We start from the raw sequence: 19,377 nt of genomic DNA on the forward strand, positions 1-19,377 counted from the left end.
GATATTCGTAGAATATAAGGAAAAAGCAATAATGCGAAAGCTGTTATCCAATTATCATCCCTTACTTTATTGGTTAAGAGTAAATCAGCGTCGCTTGTTTCGTCGATTTTCCTGGTATTGTTCTTCACGTCAATATAGCTTAAAACGTAGTCATGATTTACGTTTACCTTTTCGCTATAAAAAACATACCTCTAAATTAATACGTCGATTGGGTAACAGCGATATTCAGCTTCAATACAATAAAGTCAAAAATCTAAAAATTGCAGTTGATTCGTTAAATGGAATCTTAATTAAACCTGGTGAATATTTTTCATTTTGCCGATTAGTCGGAAAACCAACTAAGAAGCGAGGATTTGTCAATGGAATGGAACTTTTATTGGGCGTAGCTCGTTCAGGTATTGGCGGTGGTATATGTCAGATTAGTAATCTGATTCATTGGTTAGCTCTCCATTCAAAGCGCCAAATAGTCGAACGAGCAAATCATAGCTTTGATCCTTTTCCTGATGATGGTCGGGTGTTACCTTTTGGTTCGGGTGCCGCTATTTTTTATAATTATATTGATCTTATTATTCATAATCCTACCGATAAAACATTTCAAATTATGCTTCATGTTGGCGATCACCAACTAGAGGGAGAACTATTATGTGATGAAGAAAGACAATACAGCTATCGTGTTTATGAAAAGCAGCATGCCTTTATTAAAAGGCAAGGTGTTATCTATAGAAAAAATGATAATCTGGAGAGACACCATGACCAAAAACAATATCGGTCGCGCCCCAGCATGTATTTGTTCTAAAATGATGTATAAAAATAAATTAATTGTGAAATACGAAGTGAATGGAGAATTGATAACAAATGAAGAAAACGAGTAAATATCTATTATTAATGCCAATAATGTGTTTAGTTTTATCTTTTTCATGTTTTGCAGATCCCAAAGTGATTCATGTCGTTGTTGCATTATGTGATAATAAGTATCAAGGCATTGCACCAGTTCCGGCTGCAATCGGTAATGGTCAAGATCCAAAAAATAATCTTTATTGGGGCGCCGCCTATGGCTTTAAAACCTTTTTTAGTAAACAAAAAGAGTGGCAAGTAGTACAAGTCAATAAACCTGAAAAGGGTTATATATTAGAAGAGATTATCTATAAGCATCAAAGCAAAGATGTTTATATCGTTGCGCAAGCCTATGACGGTAAATATATTGATAATACGATTGATGATTTTATTAATTACTCGGCAGGCAAAAAACAATCAACATTTACCATAAATAACAAAGAAATAATCGCGGGTGGTAAAGCTGATTTAGTTGTTTACATCGGTCACAATGGTTTAATGGAATGGTCTTGGCGTAAATTCTTTGGTTATGAAACGAGTTGGGCGGCAAACTCAAAACAAGAGCAAGAAAAGCAAAAAACACGTTATGCGGCCGTTTTTGCTTGTAAAAGTCAAAAATATTTTTCTAAACCGTTATTAGGTACTGGAATTTCGCCATTGATTTTAACCATGCAGTATATGGCCCCGGAAGCATATAGCGTGCACGCCATGATTAATAGTTGGTTAAATGGTGAAAGCAAAGCAAACGTCAGATCAAAAGTGGCTAGCGCTTACAGTAAGTATCAAAAGTTAAAAAAACCGGCTATGAGCATGTTTACAACCGAATATAAACAATAGTAAATTAATTAAACCTGTATGATTAGAATGATAAAGATTTAAGGTATGATGAAAACACCTAAAATTGTGATTTTAACCGGTGCGGGTATTTCTGCTGAATCCGGGTTATCGACATTCCGAGCACAAAATGGATTGTGGGAAGGGTATGATGTTAACGATGTTGCAACCTACGAGGGTTATAGTCGCGATCCCATTGCGGTTCATAGCTTCTATAATATGCTAAGAAAAAAATTACAAAGCCCTGAGGTAAAACCAAACTTAGCGCATTTTGCTTTAGCTGAGCTGGAACATAAGCTTGGCAGTGAAAATGTGTTAGTTGTGACACAAAATGTTGATAACCTTCATGAGCGGGCGGGTTCTAAAAATATTATCCACATGCATGGTGAATTATTGAAAGTTCGCAATGAACAAACCGGACAAATCATTGATTGTCATCAGGATGTGGAATATGTAAAAAATAAGCTTATTCGCCCACACATAGTATGGTTTGGTGAAATCCCATTAGAGATGAATAAAATTTATCATGCGCTTTCACAAGCTGACTATTTTATTTCGATTGGTACATCGGGCAATGTCTACCCGGCAGCGGGTTTTGTAGAGGTTGCTAATCAATCGGGGGCAAAAACTGTTGAGCTCAATTTAGAGCCGAGTTTGGGTGAAAGTTTATTTCAAACCAAAATTTACGGCCCAGCAAGTAAAATTGTGACTAAATTTGTAGAAACATTAAGCGCAATCGATAATTAATTAAGTTTCTTCAAATATGTTTTTGTATCTAAATTTTCCATTTGGCCTAGGATCCATTTTGCTTTTTTTTGTGTAAGGATATTAGGCTTAACTGGACTCCATTTTCTAGGATTAGGTAAAATTGCAGCCAGTAAACTAGCTTGCTCTTTGGTTAATTGCTTTGCACTGACACCAAAGTAGTGGCGGGAGGCTGCCTCAATACCAAAAATACCTTCTCCCCATTCGATACTATTTAAATAGATTTCAAGGGTGCGTTTTTTTGACCAACTTAGCTCAATACAAAGCGTAATCCAAGACTCAACGCCTTTACGCACGAAGCTACGTGCAGACCACAAAAATACATTCTTAGCCACTTGCTGGGTAATGGTACTACCGCCACGCTTTTTATTATTCTTTAAATTATGTTTAACTGCATGAACTATGGCACTAAAATCAAATCCCCAATGAGAAGAAAATTTTTGATCCTCGGCGGCAATAACCGCAATTTTTATATTATCGGAAATTTCATCCCAATCTTTCCATTCATGTTCTTGCTGAACATTCCAATTAGCTAATTTTCTTTCGACCATAATCATTGAGCCAAATGGATCGACCCAACGCATGACTAATACAAGAAAGAAAGATAACAGCATAAATCCAAGGGTGACTTTTATCGTGATGCGTAATAGTTTTTTTAGTATTCGATTCATGCAAATCTTTAATAGGAACTGAGTAAAAATTAGGTAAATAAGATACGATATATTAAGAATTAAATAAATATTTTTTTAAAAATTGGACAATTTGCTCGGGCTGATTGATATCTAATAGTGGCAAAGCCATTTTTAAAGGCTGATCACTGGCAACAGCGATAGTAAACTCATCGATATAAAAAGGTTTATTGTTTGCTTGCCTATGACAGACAATCTTCGGGATTTTTTCATCTTTAAACCCTTCAACCAAAATCACATCAACGTTATCAAAACGCTCAATGAGATTGGATAAGCTGGCTGGCTCATTAGGGGTTTCTTCAATAAAAGCGTATCGATTATCGCAAGCAACAATCGTTTGCAAAGCGCCTGCTTTTCGTAACTCATAACTATCTTTACCAGCAATATCCACTTCGATATCGTGGTGGGCATGTTTTAAGCTACCAACTTTTATCCCTTGTTTAACTAATAACGCGATAATCTTTTTTAATAACGTGGTTTTACCACTACCGCTGTAGCCTGCGATCGCCACTATTTTTCGATTGTTCATAGACTCTTTGTTCAAGCATGTTATATTAAAAGTAAGATTAATATTACATCATTTTATGATGTTGGATGAATAAAAAAGGTAATGATATGTATGATTTTTTGAATGATTATAACCAAACTGTGCACCCACGTTTACTGCAACGTTTTCTTGATATTACCAACCAAAAATTAAGCGGTTATGGTTTAGATGCTTGTAGTTATCAAGCGAGAGAGACCATTCAAAAAAAACTCAAATCACCTAATGCTGATATTCATTTTATGCCGGGTGGAACGCTGACCAATTTAACGGTTATCTCTCATCTATTACGGCCTTATCAAGCGGTAATTGCAACCCAAACCGGCCATATTAATGTTCACGAAACAGGCGCCATTGAGGCGACCGGACACAAAGTATTAACGGTCAAAAGTTCGAATGGCAAATTGACCCCAGAACTCATTAAACCGATATTAGCGCAGCACAGTGATGAACATATGGTGCAACCAAAGTTAGTCTATATCTCTAATTCAACAGAGTTAGGTACAATATACACTAAGCAAGAGCTCAAAGAGCTTTATCAATTTTGTCAAAAAAATCATCTATATCTCTATTTAGACGGCGCACGATTAGCCATGGCATTAGCCGCTAAAGAAAACGATATCACTTTTCCCGATTTAGCCAAATACACTGACGTATTTTATATCGGCGGTACCAAAGTCGGTGCTTTTGCCGGTGAAGCGGTGGTATTTAATAATTTAACCATTAATCAAGATTTCCGTTTTAGCATGAAACAAAAAGGCGCAATTTTAGCTAAAAGTTGGGTTGTTGCCGTACAACTCGATACATTAATGACTGATAATCTCTATCTTGAGCTTGGCAAACATGGTAACCAAATGGCTGAAAAATTAGTCAATCTATTTGAAGAGGCCGGATTCACCTTTATGGCAAAACCACAAACCAATCAACTTTTTGTCAATTTTCCTAACGCAATAGCCAAAAAAATTGTTAACCATTATGCGGTCGATAATTTAGGCCAGACAGATAGCGATCATATCGGCTTACGTTTTTGTACATCATGGGCAACGCAAGACAACGAGATCGAAGCATTTGCTAAACAGATTAAAAAATGGCTGTAACGGCAAAGTGTGTAATAAAAGATTAAATTATTGCGTATTGTGACTAGCTACTGCTTTTTTGGTTAAGGCTTTCAAGCATTTCAGGGGTATTAACGTTGATAAAACTGGTTGGCTTATCACTAAAATCGACAGCTTGCGCTTTGATGCTACTTAAAAATAACATCAATTTTCGCTCGCCTTGCGCTAAATAAGTTTTCAGTTGTGGCGTAATACTACGATGTATTAATAAGATAGTGGGGTGGCTATGTTGGCCATCAAACGGATAAATCGCATGATGAGTTGGGGTATAAATGACTAAACGTGCGATTAAATCATTGGGTAAAAAAGGGGTATCGCAACTTACAAATAAGTTCCACGGTGTAGTGCTACGCAATAAGCCGCTATATATGCCCGAAAGTGGACCCAAATAGCCCTTATGATCATCGCTAAAAGTCGGGTAGCCTGCTTTTTGGTATTGATCGCAATGACGATTACAGTTGATCATAATATTACTCACTTGCGGTTTGGTATGGTCAATAACATGTTGAAAAAGCGGTTTATTGTTCAACATCATTAAACCTTTATCTTCGCCATGCATCCGCAAGCTTTGACCACCTGCTAAGATTATTGCTGTAATAGGCAGATTTTCCATAAATTATTTCTCTTTAACATTGCGAAAAATCAAAATAACATTACTATATAGCAATGTTAATCTAGTCGTAAAATACAAAATAAAATAAATAATTCAATAATGACAGGTTTTATGGGCGAATAATTATTATTGAGTATATACTAAGCTGTTTTTAAGCTGTAGTTGCAAATCAATTAAATAATGACAATAAACCTGATGAAATATGGATATTTTAAATAAAATTCACATCATCATCTTCAATTTGATTGAAGACTTAAAAAGGTATCAATTATGAAATGTCATCGTATCGATGAAGTAATGGAGTTATTACAAGCAGCGTGGGAAAAAGATTCTGATCTCAATTTATTACAATTTTTGGCTAAACTTGGTCAAGAAGCTGGTTTTGAAGGTGAATTAAAGGATCTGAGTGATGAAGTCTTAATTTATCATCTTAAAATGCGAGACGCTGATAAAAATGAAGCCATTCCCGGGTTAAAAAAAGATTATGAAGATGATTTTAAAACCGCACTACTAAAAGCGCGCGGATTAATTAAAGAATAATTAAAGGAGAATTAACACCATGAAAAAAACGCTTATTGCCATTGGAGTACTAGCTTACAGTATGAGTTGCTTTGCTGAGTCAGTACCCGCCGATACTAGTTCTGAAAGCCAACAAGCAACATCGGTATCGACACCGGCTGAAGAGTCAATTACTAAAGGTATTCAATATGGCGTTTTACCGACTAGTCCGTCACCGGATAAAGAAGTCGTTGAGTTCTTTTCGTTTAACTGCCCTAGTTGTCGGGTATTTGAAAATGACTACCATGGTGCTCAATTAATCGCAAAAACGTTGCCAAAAGATGTTAATTTTAAACGTTACCATTTAAATAATTTTGGTCCACTAGCGAAAGAGTTATCTGAAGCATGGGCGGTTGCCAATGTACTTGGCATTGAAGATAAAGTTGAAGACGTTTTTTATAAAGCGATGCAAACAGATAAGAAAATCAAAACAGCGGAAGATATCAAGACCGTATTTGCTGATTTAGGTGTTGATGCTCAAACTTATGATAAAACCAAAGATAGTTTTTTAGTTAAAACTTTTTTATCCCAACAAGCTGACGCTATTAATGAATTACAACCGGGTTCGATACCGCTGGTTGTGGTAAATCGAAAATTCTTTGTCAACTCGAGTGGATTGAATAAAGACAGTAACGAAGCATTTATTAACGACTATGCTAAAGTAACGGCTTTTTTAACGACGTTAGATCCGCATAATGTAAAAAATGAAGAAGAAAAGCCGAAAGAATAATCCCCTTGCTGAGTTAAATCACTGATCAAGGTTATCTTTTTTAGCGATAAATAGCTTAACATCATTTATATCCCTTTACTTAGTGCTAACATTAAGTAAAGGGATTTTTCTAGGCGAACTATTCACGCTCTAAAGCGTAAATAGGATCAAGTTTTGCCGCTCGTTTAGCCGGGAAATAGCCAAAAATAACGCCAATGACACTTGAACAGCTAAATGCAGCAATAATAGAAGCAATAGAAAAACTCATTGCAAATGAAGTCACGAAATAGTTAAAAATAAAACCAATTACAAACGACAATAAGATCCCTAAAGCGCCACCAATTAGGCAAACTAATATTGCCTCAATTAAAAATTGTTGCAAAATATCACATGAGCGAGCACCGACAGCCATTCTTACCCCAATTTCACGGGTTCTTTCTGTTACAGACACCAACATAATATTCATCACACCAATTCCACCAACCACTAACGAAATTAAAGCAATGGTTGAAATTAAAAGTGTTAACACCCAGGCAGACGAATTGACGGTCTCCCGTATGCTATCTGAATTGAAAATAAAGAAATCTTTACTACCATGCCGTTGTAACATGATGTTTTCGATAGCTTTTTCGGCAATTGATAAATCAACATTATCATTTACACGAACGGTAATACTCTTTAAAGACGTTTGACCGACCATACGATTAATAACGGTGGTATAAGGGAGCCAAATATTTAAACTTTCGTTATTGCCAAAACCTTGTTGCTGTTTGGTGGCAACCCCGATGATCCTAACCGGCAATTGTCCGACAATTAAAATTTTGCCAATCGGGTCTTGATTGGTAAATAGTCGTTTAACGGTATTTTCATCAATCACGGCATCTTGCGCAGAGGTATCCACGCTCTGCTTATCGAAAGCAATTCCTTTGCTGATAGTGTAGCCTCGCACCGCAAAAAACTGCTCTCCAACACCATTTACCGTTCCGGTCACGGCCAAATTATTGATACGAAAATAGGCACTTGTTGCTAAATTCGGTGTGGTGCTATGCACAAAACTTTGTTTTGCCAAAAAGTCAGCATCGGCAGATCTGAGCGTGGTAATTTTGTCAGCATTACGATCACCAAATCCACTTCCGGCATAAATTTCTAACGTGCTGGTGCCTAACGAGTTGATATTGGCTAAAATCTTTTGTTTGGTACCTTGCCCTAATGCCACCATAGAAACAACTGAAGCAATACCAATGATAATGCCGAGCATGGTGAGAAAAGTTCGTAAGCGTTGTGATGCCATAGAAAGTAACGCCATTTTAAATGCATCACGAAAACGATAGTATTTGGCACGTAGATTGTCTTGCGTTTTGGTAATGTCGATCTGTTTTACCTGACGATGACTCCCTTGTTCGGTTTGATAATTAGGATTAATCGCATCGGAAATAATATTGCCGTCACTAATTTCAATAATACGTTCGGCGCTTTGAGCAATATTGTTATCATGGGTGACAATAATTACCGTATGACCTTGTTGATGAAGTTCACGTAAAATGGCCATTACTTCCGTGCCACTTTTACGGTCTAATGCACCGGTTGGCTCATCGGCCAGAATAATTTGCCCGCCATTAATTAAAGCCCGCCCAATACTAACACGTTGTTGCTGACCGCCGGATAATTGGTTAGGTTTGTTATTGATTTTTTCCGCCAGACCTAAACGAGTCAAAATATCTTTAGCGCGAGTTTGGCGCTGATCTGCTGTCATGCCAGCGTAGATTGCCGGAATTTCGACATTGCCTTGTGCGGTTAAGGCGTTTAATAGATGATATCGCTGAAAAATAAAGCCGAAATGTTCCCGTCGTAATTCGGCTAATTCGTCGGGTGATAGCTTGCTGGTGGTGCGATTGCCAATGGTATAGGTACCACTGGTTGGCTTATCTAAACAACCCAGAATATTCATTAATGTTGATTTACCGGAGCCTGACGCACCAATAATCGCCACCATTTCACCGGCATTAATGGTTAAATCAATCCCTTTTAATACCTCAATTGTTGAATCGCCAGCCGGGAATTGCCGAGTGATCTTCTCCAGTTTAATAAGCGGATTAGGATAATTAGTCATATTAGAATTTTATCCTTGGTGATCGCCCGTTAGGACTAAATTGCGAGCCATTGGTACTACTCACTATCACAATCTCACCCTCTTTAAGTCCGGATTGAATTTCGACACTCACATTATTATTTATCCCTAAAGTGACTTGTCGCTCTTCAACAGTGTTATCGCTATTTAGCAGGTAAACAATCGCTTTATTGTCTGCTAAAGTCTGTACAATGGCTTGAGACGGAATTGATAGCACATCTTTCGCTTCAGCCAGTACAATGTAGACTTGCGCCGTCATCGAAATGCGTAAAATATGTTCGGGATTATCAACATCAAACAGCCCATTGTAGTAAATTGCCGTTTTTGATGATGAAGATGAAGCGCTTGTAGCTAGAGAACTCTCACTATTGATTGATTCGGGCGCCGGTTGAATGGCTCTTAATGTTAGCCCGTCAAACCGCTTATTTGGTTGCCCTAAAATAGTAAAATAAACCGGCATTCCTTTTTTAACATTAATGACATCGGCCTCTGAAATTTGCGCTTCGATCGTCATTTTATCCAGTTGAGCGACTTTAACAATGGTTGGCGCACTTTGTACGGAGTTGACGGTTTGTCCTTCATCAACCGGAATGGCGACGATAACGCCGTCAATTGGTGAGCGGATTTTGGTATAACCTAAGTTGACTTTAGCGGTATCAACGGCGACTTGCGCACTAACAATATCGGCATCAAGTGCGGCAATATCGGCTTTAATTGCATCGAGATCGGCTTTTGACGAATCTAAATCAGCCTGTGCACCCACCCCTTTTTTCACCAACTTAAGTTGGCGCTCATAAGTAAGCTGATAATTGACTAATTTGGCTTGCTTTGATGTGCGCTGCGCTTCTAAACTATTTAGCTTTGCTTCGGATTGTTTAAGATCATTGCTCTGTTTAAGATCATCAATCTCAGCTATCATATCGCCTTGCTTAATCTCATCACCTAATTCCACATACAGCTTTTTTATCTGCCCTGAAACTTGAGCACCTACGCTGACTTGTTTGAAAGCGCTGATAGTGCCGTCGGCAAGCACGGTTTTTTCGACGTTTCCTTTAATAACCGGGGAAGTAATGTAGTTAACGGTAGATTGCGAAGGGGAAAGGATTAATTTTGCAACATAAATAACGACAAAAACGATGATCGCTATTAATAGGTATTTCAGTTTAATGTACTTTAACAATCTGTTTCATCCTTAAATTTTGTTATATTTTTTAACATTGTATCGTATTAAATTATTTGGTTTGGCTAACTAACGATAATTATTTGTAATAATTATGAAAATTACCGATATCACATCTATCTAAAAAAGCATGCTAAAAACACATTAGTTTATCGCCTTTTAGGCGGATTAAAAATAGAAAGATGTACTTGAATTTATAGAAAAAAAGCCATTAATCAAGTAATATGTAGCCGCTAAGCTTAAATTATCCATATCATTAGATAAAATAGTATATTGAAAGATTTCTTTTAAAGTCCGATTTTGAATGTTTATTATACTGTTTTTAAAGAAAAAATTAACAGTACTGCGGTGAAAAATCGTACCTTTATGTGGAGTAGAACAAATGTCATCTCAAAAACAGCAATCCACCTTAGATAATGCCCTAACATTGCTCGAAATTATTAGCCATTATTCTTCGGGGATTTCGCTGGCAGAAATTGTTAAACTCAGTCGAATGGCAAAAACCACGGTATTTAGAATCTTAGATATATTAAAAAAAAGACAGTACTTGAGTTATGACGCTGCCACAGAAAAATATTTTTTAGATGTCAAAGCCTTTCAATTAGGTGTGAAAGGATTAATGAATATCTCTTTAGTTGGGGTATCGATTCCTTTTTTAAAAAAGCTGGCTGCAATACTCAACGAAACCTGTTTTTTAGCGGTTTATCATGACGGCAGTGTGATTTATTTATACAAAGCTGAAGGTGAGCTGGCGGTTAAAACTAACTCCCATATTGGTAGCCGAATGCCGGTATACTGCACCGGTTTAGGAAAAGCATTATTAGCCTATCAACCATTAGTTGAAATTAACAAGGTGTTAAGTCGCCCATTGGTTCAATTCACCAGTAAAACGGTTGTTGATCGTGAAGCCATACACAACAGTTTAGCTAAAGTGTGCATCGACGGTTACTCAATGGATGATGAAGAAGTAGAAGAGGGATTAACCTGCATTGCTGTTCCAATCTTTATTAAACAAAATAAGGTGGTTGGAGCAATCAGCGTTGCCGGCTCTTCTTTTCGAATAATCCAGAAAAAGGCAATGATTATTCATGAACTGAAAAATATTGCCGCATCGATATCCGTTGAATTAAAGAAGAAAAATTAACTTACGGCTATAGAGTAAATTTATAGCTACCCTATATTGTAAAGGCTTATTATCATGACCCAAAAAGAGACAACTTCAGCAATTGATAAAGCCATTGCTGTGTTAGATGTGATTAGTGATTGCGCAGCAGGTGTCACCATTAACCAAATGATTGGCGCAACAAAACTCAATAAAATGATAATAAAAAAGATTTTAAAAACCTTACTTGATAGAGAGTATGTGTTTTATGATGCCAAATCAGAAAAGTACACTTTAGGTTTTAAATCGTTAGAGTTAGGCATATCAAGTTTAGTCAATGTTAATATTGTTGATGTGGTTATCCCTTTTGTAAAATCACTATCGAACACCATTAATGAGACCTGTTTTTTAGGCGTTTACAATAGTGGAAATGTGGTTTATTTATATAAAAGCGAAGGGAATAACGCCATTCATACCAGCTCAAATTTAGGGCATATGCGACCAGCATACTGCACCGGCTTAGGTCGTATATTACTTGCTCACCAATCGACCGAAGAAATTGACCGTATTTTACATTCCCCTTTACCGCAATATACCGCAAAAACTATCACTGACCCCAATAAACTCAATCAACTATTAACTAAAGTTCGGCAGGAAAATATCGCTTACGATTGGGAAGAGGTTGAAGAGGGGTTAGTCTGCGTCGCATCCGGTATTTTCAATTATAGTAACGATGTGGTGGCGGCATTAAGTATTGCAGGCCCTAGTCATCGCATGCAAAATCAGATAGAAAAGTGTGCCTGTTTATTGCAAGAGACAACTAACGCAATTTCCCGTCGATTAGGCTATATACCCTCATCATCATAAACATAGGGTGATGAGGATATGATGCGCATCATTGGTTATTTGGCATTAATGTTAAATGACGCATGGCACAAGAAGGGATAATTGCGCCACGGTGCTGAATCACTTCGCCAGCCAGATCGTGCCCTTGCTTAATCGCCGCTTGAATCGATCCGCCCGTCAGCCTGACAGATAAGTAGCCGGCACTAAACGAATCTCCAGCCGCTGTGGTATCCACAATATTTTGTTGAGCAATCACATTTGCCGGCAACTCGACTCGCTCCTTATCGGTGACGACAATACAACTTTCGCTGCCCCGTTTAATAATGATTTCACTAATGCCGAGTTTTTGACTGCGCAAAATACTATCTTGATAATCATTATCTCCCCAAAGCAGGGTTTCATCATCTTGAGTTAAAAATGCGATATCGGTATAAGACAAGATTTTTGAATAGACGTTTTTTGCATACTCTTGAGTGCGCCATAGTCGAGGGCGATAGTTATTATCAAAAATCACTTTACCGCCATTGGCTTTAAAGCTTTCTAAAAGCTCGATCAGCCTGTCGATGCTATGCTCATCAAGAATCGCAATACTGATGCCACTTAAATAGATATAATCAAAGGTGGCAATTTGCTGGCAAATCGAGGCGGTTTGCGCTGTTTTAAGCCAGAATCTTGCTGCTGCATCATTGCGCCAATAATAGAATGAACGCTCGCCACAATCATCGGTCACAATGGCATATAAACCCGGCATTTTATTATCGATTTGTTGGATAAGCTGAGTGTGGATCCGCTCTTGTTGCCATTGCTGTAACATCTCTTGACTAAAAGGATCGCTGCCTAGTGCTGTCACATAGTGAATATTGGCTTGATTATTCGCCAACAACCGGGCTAGATAAGTTGCCGTATTTAAAGTATCCCCGCCAAAACTTCTGTTGGTTACGTTGCCTTTAATCGACAGTTCAATCATACATTCGCCAATTACGGCTATATTTATTGTCATCATGTGTCCTTATTTGTTACCTTTGAAATACACCAAATCTTTATTTGTTTCGGTGATATTTCTTCAATAAATAACCGATTAATCGATTGCGACTTTTACCACCACTTTACGGATTTTTTCTGCCTTGCCAGCCACAATACAAAGTGGTTTATGCACTTCATGCGGATAGAAGATAACAAAGTCATTCGGTTGCAGTACAAATAGCGTCTCTTCATTTGGTGCTTTAACAAAGGCGATATCTCCGTTAACTAACCGGTCTTCGATCACCTCAGTATGGGGCGGAAGTGTTGATACTGCCATGCCTTCTTGACCGGATAACACAATTTGAATATCAATATATTTTGCATGATACTCGTATTGCCCGACTTCTTGCGTGCGTGATAGTGTTTCAGACACCATATAAAAAACATTATCCTCATCGATTACGTAGCGACCGTTATCGGTCTTATCGTTCACTTGTTGTTTAACTGTCTCAATGGCTTGTCTTAGTTTTTCAGGTAAATAAGGCACTAAATCAAGATGTTCAATATTGCCAATAATCATAAAATCCTCCTTAAATACTGAATTATTGGTAAAAAAGTGAGCCAATAATTCAGATAAAATATATTCAATCCGATTGACTTATCGACCTAACCAACCACCGTCAACGGCCAAGGTAAATCCATTAATATAATCAGAAGCTGAAGATGATAAAAACACCGCTGCGCCGCCCAAATCTTGCGGATCGCCCCAGCGCCCAGCGGGGATACGTTCTAAGATTTGACGATTACGGGTTTCATCATTCATTAATGCAGTATTCATTTCAGTGGCAATATAACCCGGTGCAATACAGTTAATGGTGATCCCTTTTGATGCCCACTCATTGGATAACGATTTAGAAAAGCCGGACACCGCCGACTTCGCTGCGGTATAAGCCGGGATAGTGAATCCCCCTTGAAAGGCAAGTAACGAGGCAATATTGACAATTTTACCGTAGCCTCGTTCTAACATATGTCGGCCAACTTGTTGGCACATAAAAAATACCGCATTCATATTGATATCAATCACAAGATCCCAATCCGCTTTAGGGAAGGTCGCAGCAGGGTGACGCCGTTGAATGCCGGCATTATTGATCAATATATCAATATGTTGATATTTTTCGATAATGGTTGAAATCAAGCTTTGGTACTGTTCAAAGTTTGCCAAATCAAAAATAAAGGTTTCACACGATACTTGATAGCTTTTTATTTCTTGTTCGGTTTGTTCATCACGGCAAACATCAATAATAATAATATTTGCCCCGGCGTTGGCCAAACTGAGCGCTAACGATTTTCCAATACCACGAGAAGCACCAGTTACAATGGCATTTTTGCCTGTTAAATCAAAGGGATTTTTATTTTTCATCATCATATTCCTTAATAAATTTTGGGTAATTAATCACTAAATTTAAACAGTGTTTTAATCACATTTTCGCCCACTAATGCATTAGCAAAACCTGCTTTGGCTTGTTCTGGAGGCAATATAGTTAATAGTTTTTTATAGGGGAAACCTTTATTTATCAAGGCAATCGCTGTATCAAAATCTCTTGCCTGATAAACTCGAGTCCCGATAATATTAAGTTCTTTAAATTCGATATCGAGTAACTTAAATTCGGTCGGTTTTTTATAAGAGCCGACAATCTCGATAGTACCTTGCACTTTAACCAGATCGGTTAATTGCAAAGCAACTTGAGGGTGTGCTGCGCAGTCATAAACAATGTCAGCACCAACATTATGGGTAAGGTTTAACACCGTTTTTAACACATCTTCTTGTTTAGGATTAATCACGGTAAAACCAAGCTCTTTGGCTAAATTTATGCGAAAATCATTCGTTTCAATGACAATCACTTGTTTAGCGCCAGCGTGTTGTAAAACGCTTGCCACACAAAGCCCAATAGTACCGGCACCAAACACCACAACCGAGTCACCGATTTTAAATGGCGTTCTTGACACCGCATGAATACCGACCGCCAGTGGCTCGACAAATGCTCCTAAATCCATGGGCATATCATCGGGCAAGACATGCACTTTCCGGCGATCGACTTTGACATACTCAGCCATACCGCCAGCGGTATCAATGCCATAAAGTTTTAGTGTTTGGCAAACATGACTGTTTCCGGATTGACAAGGGCTACACTGACCGCAGGAGATCAGCGGACGGACGCAGACTTTGGTACCGGTCGGCAGCTGATCATCACCGTCAACAATGTAACCGGAAAACTCATGCCCCATAACTAATGGCGCTTTGGCTCTTGGATGAACACCTAAATAAATATTTAAATCCGAACCACAAATGCCGGCATGGCTTACTTTGATTAAGACTTCATTGTCGTTCAAAACCGGCTTGTCAATTTGTTCACAAACCACTTCATTTGGGCTTTTATATATGATTGCTTTCATGTTTATATCCTTTCTGCGCTAAAATTTTATCGATTTAAACAATACAAAGGCTGTTCACCTTTCGCCAATCGAATCGCCTCTTGAGCGGCTTTGCGTTTTAGATCTTGCTGTGATTGCTCTGAATACCAGGCAGCGTGCGGGGTCGCGATAAAGTTATCGAGTGCAAATAGTGCCCTATCAGTCGGTGGCTCTTGCTCAAACACATCGAGCGCAGCGCCGGCAATAGTGTTTGTCACTAAAGCTTGATAAAGCGCTTGTTCATTGACAATGCCGCCTCGTGCAGTGTTAACGAGATAGCAATTTTTTTTCATCATCGAAAACTCTTGATGACTAATCAAGTTTTGGGTCTGTTTAACCAGTGGCAGATTGAGCGAAATAATATCCGATTGGCTTAACAGCGTCTGTAAGCTAACAATTTCAATAAAATCAGGCAGATCTTCTTGTTTTGCCAGCGGATCAAAACCGATCACCTTCAAACCTATACCATGCAATTTTTTCGCTAACGATAAACCTATTCGACCTAAGCCAATAATACCGGCGGTCTGTTCTTGTAAGCGGTAAATAGGTATCGCTTTTTCATAAGCCCAAATTGCATTTTTGGTGTCACTGGTGAGTAAAGGTAATTTTCTGGCTAAAGCCATAATCAGAGCTAAAGCATGATCAGCAACCTCATTGGTGCCATAATCCGGCACATTACAAACGGCAACATTATTTTTGGTTGCTGACTGTATATCAATGGTATTCACCCCTACGCCATAACGGACAACGCCTTTTAATTTTTTTAACGAACTTAAAACCTTATCTGAAATGGTGGCATATTGTAAAATCAGCGCATCAGCATCCTGACAATCTCGAACAATATCATCGGGTTGAGTAATGTTAAGTATCTCAAAATCGATTCCCTGCTCGGCAAAAATGGCTTTTTCTATCGCCATTGATTCATGATCACAATCTGTTATATAAATCTTCATTTGTTTACCTCAATTAAAACGGAATAGCATTCCGAAATAATATTAATTAAGAAATTTAAAGAATGATATTTCATTTATTTAATAATGTGATCGTCATCACAGAATATTTAAACGCTAACTTAATAAAAAGATTAATAAAATCCAGACTATATTTATGATTTTTATATGACTTTTACAGTCGAATTAGCTCGTTATCTCCTTTTATTTAATTGTCCGTAATCGGTTATTTTCTGTTGCCATTATTTTGCCTTTCTGGATCGTTTTTAGAAAATCAATATTAAAATATTATTGATATTCATGTGCTTAATTTTTATTTGGTGATGTTTATCACAAAATGGCGAATCAAAATTGATTTTATTTTGGTTATTTTATATGTTCAAAAAAGGAATGATATTCCGAATATTTTATATTTGCTTTGGCTGTATGCCGGAAAAGACAAATTAATATATTTAAATCATATGGTTATTTTTCTTGAGGAATGGATGATGAAAATAAAAAAATTTATAGATCGCGTACCCGGTGGATTAATGCTGATCCCACTGTTTCTTGGTGCATTGTGTAATACCTTTTTTCCCGGCGGGGGCAAATATTTAGGATCATTTACCAATGGCTTAATCTCCGGAACGGTACCTATTTTGGCTGTTTGGTTTTTCTGTATGGGCGCATCGATAGAGCTGAAAGCGACCGGCATGATGTTAAGAAAATCCGGCGTTTTAGTGGTGACCAAAATTGCCACAGCCTGGGTCGTTGCGCTGATTGCCGGCACATTCTGGACCAATGGTTATATGGTAGAAGGGGGCATCTTTGCCGGTTTTTCAATTATTGCCTTAGTTGCTTCAATGGATATGACTAATGGCGGATTATATGCCGCACTGATGAATCAATATGGCACCAAAGAAGAAGCCGGCGCTTTTGTTCTTATGTCTCTCGAGTCAGGACCTTTAATGACAATGGTGATTTTAGGGACATCTGGCGTGGCTTCATTCGAGCCTAGACTATTTATCGGGGCGGTGTTGCCATTTTTAATTGGCTTTTTATTAGGCAATTTAGATTCCGATCTACGCAAATTATTTGGTAGTGCTGTGCAAACTCTCATTCCGTTTTTTGCCTTTGCGCTAGGTAATAGCATCAAACTGCAAGTTATTTTTGAGACAGGCTTAGCCGGTATTTTATTAGGATTATTAGTGATAGTGATAACCGGCGTGCCGCTTATCTTAGCCGACAAATTCTTAGGTAAAGGTAATGGTACCGCCGGGGTGGCGGCCTCGAGTTCGGCCGGGGCTGCGGTTGCCACACCGTTATTAATTGCCGAAATGGTACCGGAATTTGCCCCGGTAGCATCAGCTGCTACCGCTATGGTTGCCACCAGTGTGATTGTGACATCGGTTGTTGTGCCAATTATTACTTCAATTTGGGCTAAAAAGTTTGGAATAAGCGAGGCTAAACAAACTATTGATACCGATTTGCTTACGTCAGCAAAAAATGAATAGAAAACAGAAAATCAATTGATAAAGGAGATCAAGAATGAAAAAAATATTAACAATGGTATTATTGCTGGTGTTATCTGTCAGTCAAAGTTTTGCTGCAACACCTAATCAAACCACTGTCGAACAAACCGTTGAAAGCTTGCGCTTAGCTATGTTAAATGCCGATAAAGCACAGTTAGAACAGCTTGCTTCAACCAATTTAAGCTATGGTCATTCCAATGCAATGGTTGAAAACAAGGCCGAATTTGTCGAGGCGATTGTCAGCGGCCGATCAGGATTTACCACCCTTGCTTTTCAAGATCAGTCTATCATCACTGACGGTGATACAGCGATTGTACGCCATACTTTTGTTGCCGACACCAATAATAGCGGCATAATCGGTAAGGTGAAAATTGGTGTGATGTTAGTGTTTAAAAACGCCGATGGCGAGTGGAAACTTTTAGCCCGTCAAGCTTATAAACTTCCACAGTAAAGCTTAACGGTCGGTTTTTTATTTAATGCGTTGCTGATTGTTAACGATGAAAACAATCAGCAACGTAAATTTTTTTATAGTGTTAAAAAAATTTTCTTTCCTTTTTTATACTTAAACGTGGGTATTTTCTGAAAGTTTTTGGCAAGAGTTTGTGTTTTTGCTTAAACGTCTATATTTTCTGAAACTTCTTGACAAGGTTTTTACTTTTATTAAAAGTTACATTTTTTTGATCCGCTAGTTTCGGACGCTGTTAATTGGTTGATATTTTCATTTCGGTATCTGCGTCCGAATTAGGGGGATTTTGTGCGAAATCCCCCTAATAACCCCCTCGCAGTACCACCCAAAGCGGTCTTCGACTACCCTTCGCCTTCGTTCGGTCTTAACGCACCGGCGCTGATTTGTTCCGGACAAAGCAGCGCCTCGCCAAACATCCCTGTTTGGCGTGCTAACCTCTCTCAGTTGTCGGCGCTTTGTGAAGGTGCGATCTGGGGCATTTGTTTGTTTTTGTGTAAGGTAATGGTAAGCCGTTTAAAATAGTGGTGGAGTTTAAAATACTAACTTTTTAAACCTAAAATTGCCCTTTGAGTTTTTATAAACGATGTTTATAGTATGTGAGATTCTACTTTAAAGCTGCATAAGCTGTTTAGAAATGTTAAGCATCTTACCTGTCAAGCCTTTAGCCGCTAACTTAGCAGCATACTTCGGCGTGAGCGGCTGCCACTTCCGACCCGTGGTGGGATCGGCTTCTTTTTGAAATGCCGCTTCAGACTCACTTGCTAGCACTGCAGCGATGTCACGAGTAATGGGCGTCATGTCAGCACCAAGTTGCTGCAAACGTTTTATGCTATCCTGAATTGCTTTATCATTAAACTTATAATCTATTTGCATAATCGTCACTCTTGCTTTATAGTTATTACCAAGCTGTGTACGGATAATGGTAATTCGACATAAGCGCACGCTCGGCGCCACATGTTTATGTGGGTTCAACTCCCACCACAGCAATAAGCCCTGCTCCTCCGGCAGGGCTTTGTTATTTATATCCCGCCTTTCACGCTCTTTTGCAAATCAACAACGCTGGCTTTGTATGCATTAACAACAACGTCAAGCGCATCG

21 protein-coding genes and 1 pseudogene are annotated in these 19,377 nt (G+C 38.3%); 11 read left to right on the top strand and 11 right to left on the bottom strand.

The window, feature by feature from the left end; genetic code table 11:
- The first annotated feature begins 31 nt into the window (after positions 1–31).
- From GYM74_RS00200 to cobB, 3 genes and pseudogenes are all read left to right on the top strand, one after another.
- Positions 32–872: pseudogene (locus GYM74_RS00200) on the top strand (VanW family protein).
- Positions 856–1,671 carry a hypothetical protein gene (locus tag GYM74_RS00205; protein ID WP_220218515.1) on the top strand — a complete coding sequence of 272 codons (816 nt, stop codon included), beginning with the start codon at positions 856–858 and terminating at the stop codon, positions 1,669–1,671. Before GYM74_RS00200 ends, GYM74_RS00205 begins: the two are co-directional and overlap by 17 nt.
- Before the next feature lie 45 nt (positions 1,672–1,716).
- Complete coding sequence (cobB, locus tag GYM74_RS00210) at positions 1,717–2,415, top strand: Sir2 family NAD+-dependent deacetylase (protein ID WP_220218516.1); 699 nt, start codon at positions 1,717–1,719, stop codon at positions 2,413–2,415.
- Here the strand turns inward: cobB and mtgA are convergent.
- Together mtgA and mobB are read right to left on the bottom strand one after the other, a co-directional pair.
- The gene (gene mtgA / locus GYM74_RS00215) at positions 2,412–3,095 is read right to left on the bottom strand and encodes a monofunctional biosynthetic peptidoglycan transglycosylase (RefSeq protein ID WP_370634037.1); all 684 of its coding nucleotides are present in this window, start codon (positions 3,093–3,095) and stop codon (positions 2,412–2,414) included. The two genes, cobB and mtgA, sit on opposite strands and share 4 nt — an antisense overlap.
- Positions 3,096–3,156: 61 nt before the next feature.
- Positions 3,157–3,651, bottom strand: a complete 495-nt coding sequence (mobB, locus tag GYM74_RS00220) for a molybdopterin-guanine dinucleotide biosynthesis protein B (RefSeq protein WP_220218518.1) — start codon at positions 3,649–3,651, stop codon at positions 3,157–3,159.
- Between the two features lie 86 nt (positions 3,652–3,737).
- Between mobB and GYM74_RS00225 the strand changes: the two genes are divergently transcribed.
- Positions 3,738–4,763, top strand: coding sequence for a low specificity L-threonine aldolase (locus GYM74_RS00225; RefSeq protein WP_366518747.1), 1,026 nt, complete (start codon positions 3,738–3,740; stop codon positions 4,761–4,763).
- Positions 4,764–4,806: 43 nt separating this feature from the next.
- Here the strand turns inward: GYM74_RS00225 and mobA are convergent, their stop codons facing one another.
- Complete coding sequence (mobA, locus tag GYM74_RS00230; RefSeq protein ID WP_220218520.1) at positions 4,807–5,394, bottom strand: molybdenum cofactor guanylyltransferase MobA; 588 nt, start codon at positions 5,392–5,394, stop codon at positions 4,807–4,809.
- 270 nt (positions 5,395–5,664) lie between these two features.
- Here mobA and GYM74_RS00235 point away from each other — a divergent pair, with 270 nt between their 5' ends.
- Together GYM74_RS00235 and GYM74_RS00240 are read left to right on the top strand one after the other, a co-directional pair.
- Positions 5,665–5,934 carry a YihD family protein gene (locus GYM74_RS00235; protein WP_220218521.1) on the top strand — a complete coding sequence of 90 codons (270 nt, stop codon included), beginning with the start codon at positions 5,665–5,667 and terminating at the stop codon, positions 5,932–5,934.
- 19 nt (positions 5,935–5,953) lie between these two features.
- Positions 5,954–6,682: a DsbA family protein gene (locus GYM74_RS00240; protein ID WP_220218522.1), complete on the top strand. Its 729-nt coding sequence runs from the start codon at positions 5,954–5,956 to the stop codon at positions 6,680–6,682.
- A 118-nt stretch (positions 6,683–6,800) separates the two neighbouring features.
- Here the strand turns inward: GYM74_RS00240 and GYM74_RS00245 are convergent, their stop codons facing one another.
- Positions 6,801–8,771: a MacB family efflux pump subunit gene (locus tag GYM74_RS00245; protein ID WP_220218523.1), complete on the bottom strand. Its 1,971-nt coding sequence runs from the start codon at positions 8,769–8,771 to the stop codon at positions 6,801–6,803.
- A gap of 1 nt (position 8,772) precedes the next feature.
- On the bottom strand, positions 8,773–9,969 hold the full coding sequence (locus GYM74_RS00250) for an efflux RND transporter periplasmic adaptor subunit (protein ID WP_220218524.1): 1,197 nt from the start codon (positions 9,967–9,969) through the stop codon (positions 8,773–8,775).
- Between the two features lie 382 nt (positions 9,970–10,351).
- Here GYM74_RS00250 and GYM74_RS00255 point away from each other — a divergent pair, with 382 nt between their 5' ends.
- Positions 10,352–11,113, top strand: a complete 762-nt coding sequence (locus tag GYM74_RS00255; protein WP_220218525.1) for an IclR family transcriptional regulator — start codon at positions 10,352–10,354, stop codon at positions 11,111–11,113.
- A gap of 54 nt (positions 11,114–11,167) precedes the next feature.
- Positions 11,168–11,938 (top strand): IclR family transcriptional regulator, encoded by a 771-nt coding sequence (locus GYM74_RS00260; protein WP_220218526.1) that lies wholly within the window; start codon positions 11,168–11,170, stop codon positions 11,936–11,938.
- Positions 11,939–11,966: 28 nt separating this feature from the next.
- Here GYM74_RS00260 and GYM74_RS00265 read toward each other — a convergent pair whose 3' ends face one another.
- The 5 genes from GYM74_RS00265 to GYM74_RS00285 all read right to left on the bottom strand — a co-directional run bounded on the left by GYM74_RS00265 (position 11,967) and on the right by GYM74_RS00285 (position 16,305).
- Positions 11,967–12,920: a sugar kinase gene (locus GYM74_RS00265; RefSeq protein WP_220218527.1), complete on the bottom strand. Its 954-nt coding sequence runs from the start codon at positions 12,918–12,920 to the stop codon at positions 11,967–11,969.
- A gap of 75 nt (positions 12,921–12,995) precedes the next feature.
- The gene (locus tag GYM74_RS00270; protein WP_220218528.1) at positions 12,996–13,460 is read right to left on the bottom strand and encodes a YhcH/YjgK/YiaL family protein; all 465 of its coding nucleotides are present in this window, start codon (positions 13,458–13,460) and stop codon (positions 12,996–12,998) included.
- Positions 13,461–13,538: 78 nt separating this feature from the next.
- Positions 13,539–14,300: an SDR family oxidoreductase gene (locus GYM74_RS00275; protein WP_220218529.1), complete on the bottom strand. Its 762-nt coding sequence runs from the start codon at positions 14,298–14,300 to the stop codon at positions 13,539–13,541.
- A 29-nt stretch (positions 14,301–14,329) separates the two neighbouring features.
- Complete coding sequence (locus tag GYM74_RS00280) at positions 14,330–15,334, bottom strand: zinc-binding dehydrogenase (protein WP_220218530.1); 1,005 nt, start codon at positions 15,332–15,334, stop codon at positions 14,330–14,332.
- Between the two features lie 26 nt (positions 15,335–15,360).
- Positions 15,361–16,305, bottom strand: coding sequence for a C-terminal binding protein (locus tag GYM74_RS00285; protein WP_220218531.1), 945 nt, complete (start codon positions 16,303–16,305; stop codon positions 15,361–15,363).
- A gap of 485 nt (positions 16,306–16,790) precedes the next feature.
- Here GYM74_RS00285 and kdgT point away from each other — a divergent pair, with 485 nt between their 5' ends.
- The 3 genes from kdgT to GYM74_RS00300 all read left to right on the top strand — a co-directional run bounded on the left by kdgT (position 16,791) and on the right by GYM74_RS00300 (position 18,801).
- Positions 16,791–17,795, top strand: coding sequence for a 2-keto-3-deoxygluconate transporter (kdgT, locus tag GYM74_RS00290; RefSeq protein WP_220218532.1), 1,005 nt, complete (start codon positions 16,791–16,793; stop codon positions 17,793–17,795).
- 34 nt (positions 17,796–17,829) lie between these two features.
- Positions 17,830–18,264 carry a nuclear transport factor 2 family protein gene (locus GYM74_RS00295; RefSeq protein ID WP_220218533.1) on the top strand — a complete coding sequence of 145 codons (435 nt, stop codon included), beginning with the start codon at positions 17,830–17,832 and terminating at the stop codon, positions 18,262–18,264.
- Between the two features lie 303 nt (positions 18,265–18,567).
- Positions 18,568–18,801 carry a hypothetical protein gene (locus GYM74_RS00300; protein WP_220218534.1) on the top strand — a complete coding sequence of 78 codons (234 nt, stop codon included), beginning with the start codon at positions 18,568–18,570 and terminating at the stop codon, positions 18,799–18,801.
- A gap of 87 nt (positions 18,802–18,888) precedes the next feature.
- Here GYM74_RS00300 and GYM74_RS00305 read toward each other — a convergent pair whose 3' ends face one another.
- On the bottom strand, positions 18,889–19,152 hold the full coding sequence (locus tag GYM74_RS00305; protein WP_220218535.1) for a phage virion morphogenesis protein: 264 nt from the start codon (positions 19,150–19,152) through the stop codon (positions 18,889–18,891).
- Between the last annotated feature and the right edge of the window lie 225 nt (positions 19,153–19,377).

The sequence above is a fragment of the Gilliamella sp. ESL0405 genome, from assembly GCF_019469205.1.
Taxonomy (GTDB): Bacteria; Pseudomonadota; Gammaproteobacteria; order Enterobacterales; family Orbaceae; genus Gilliamella.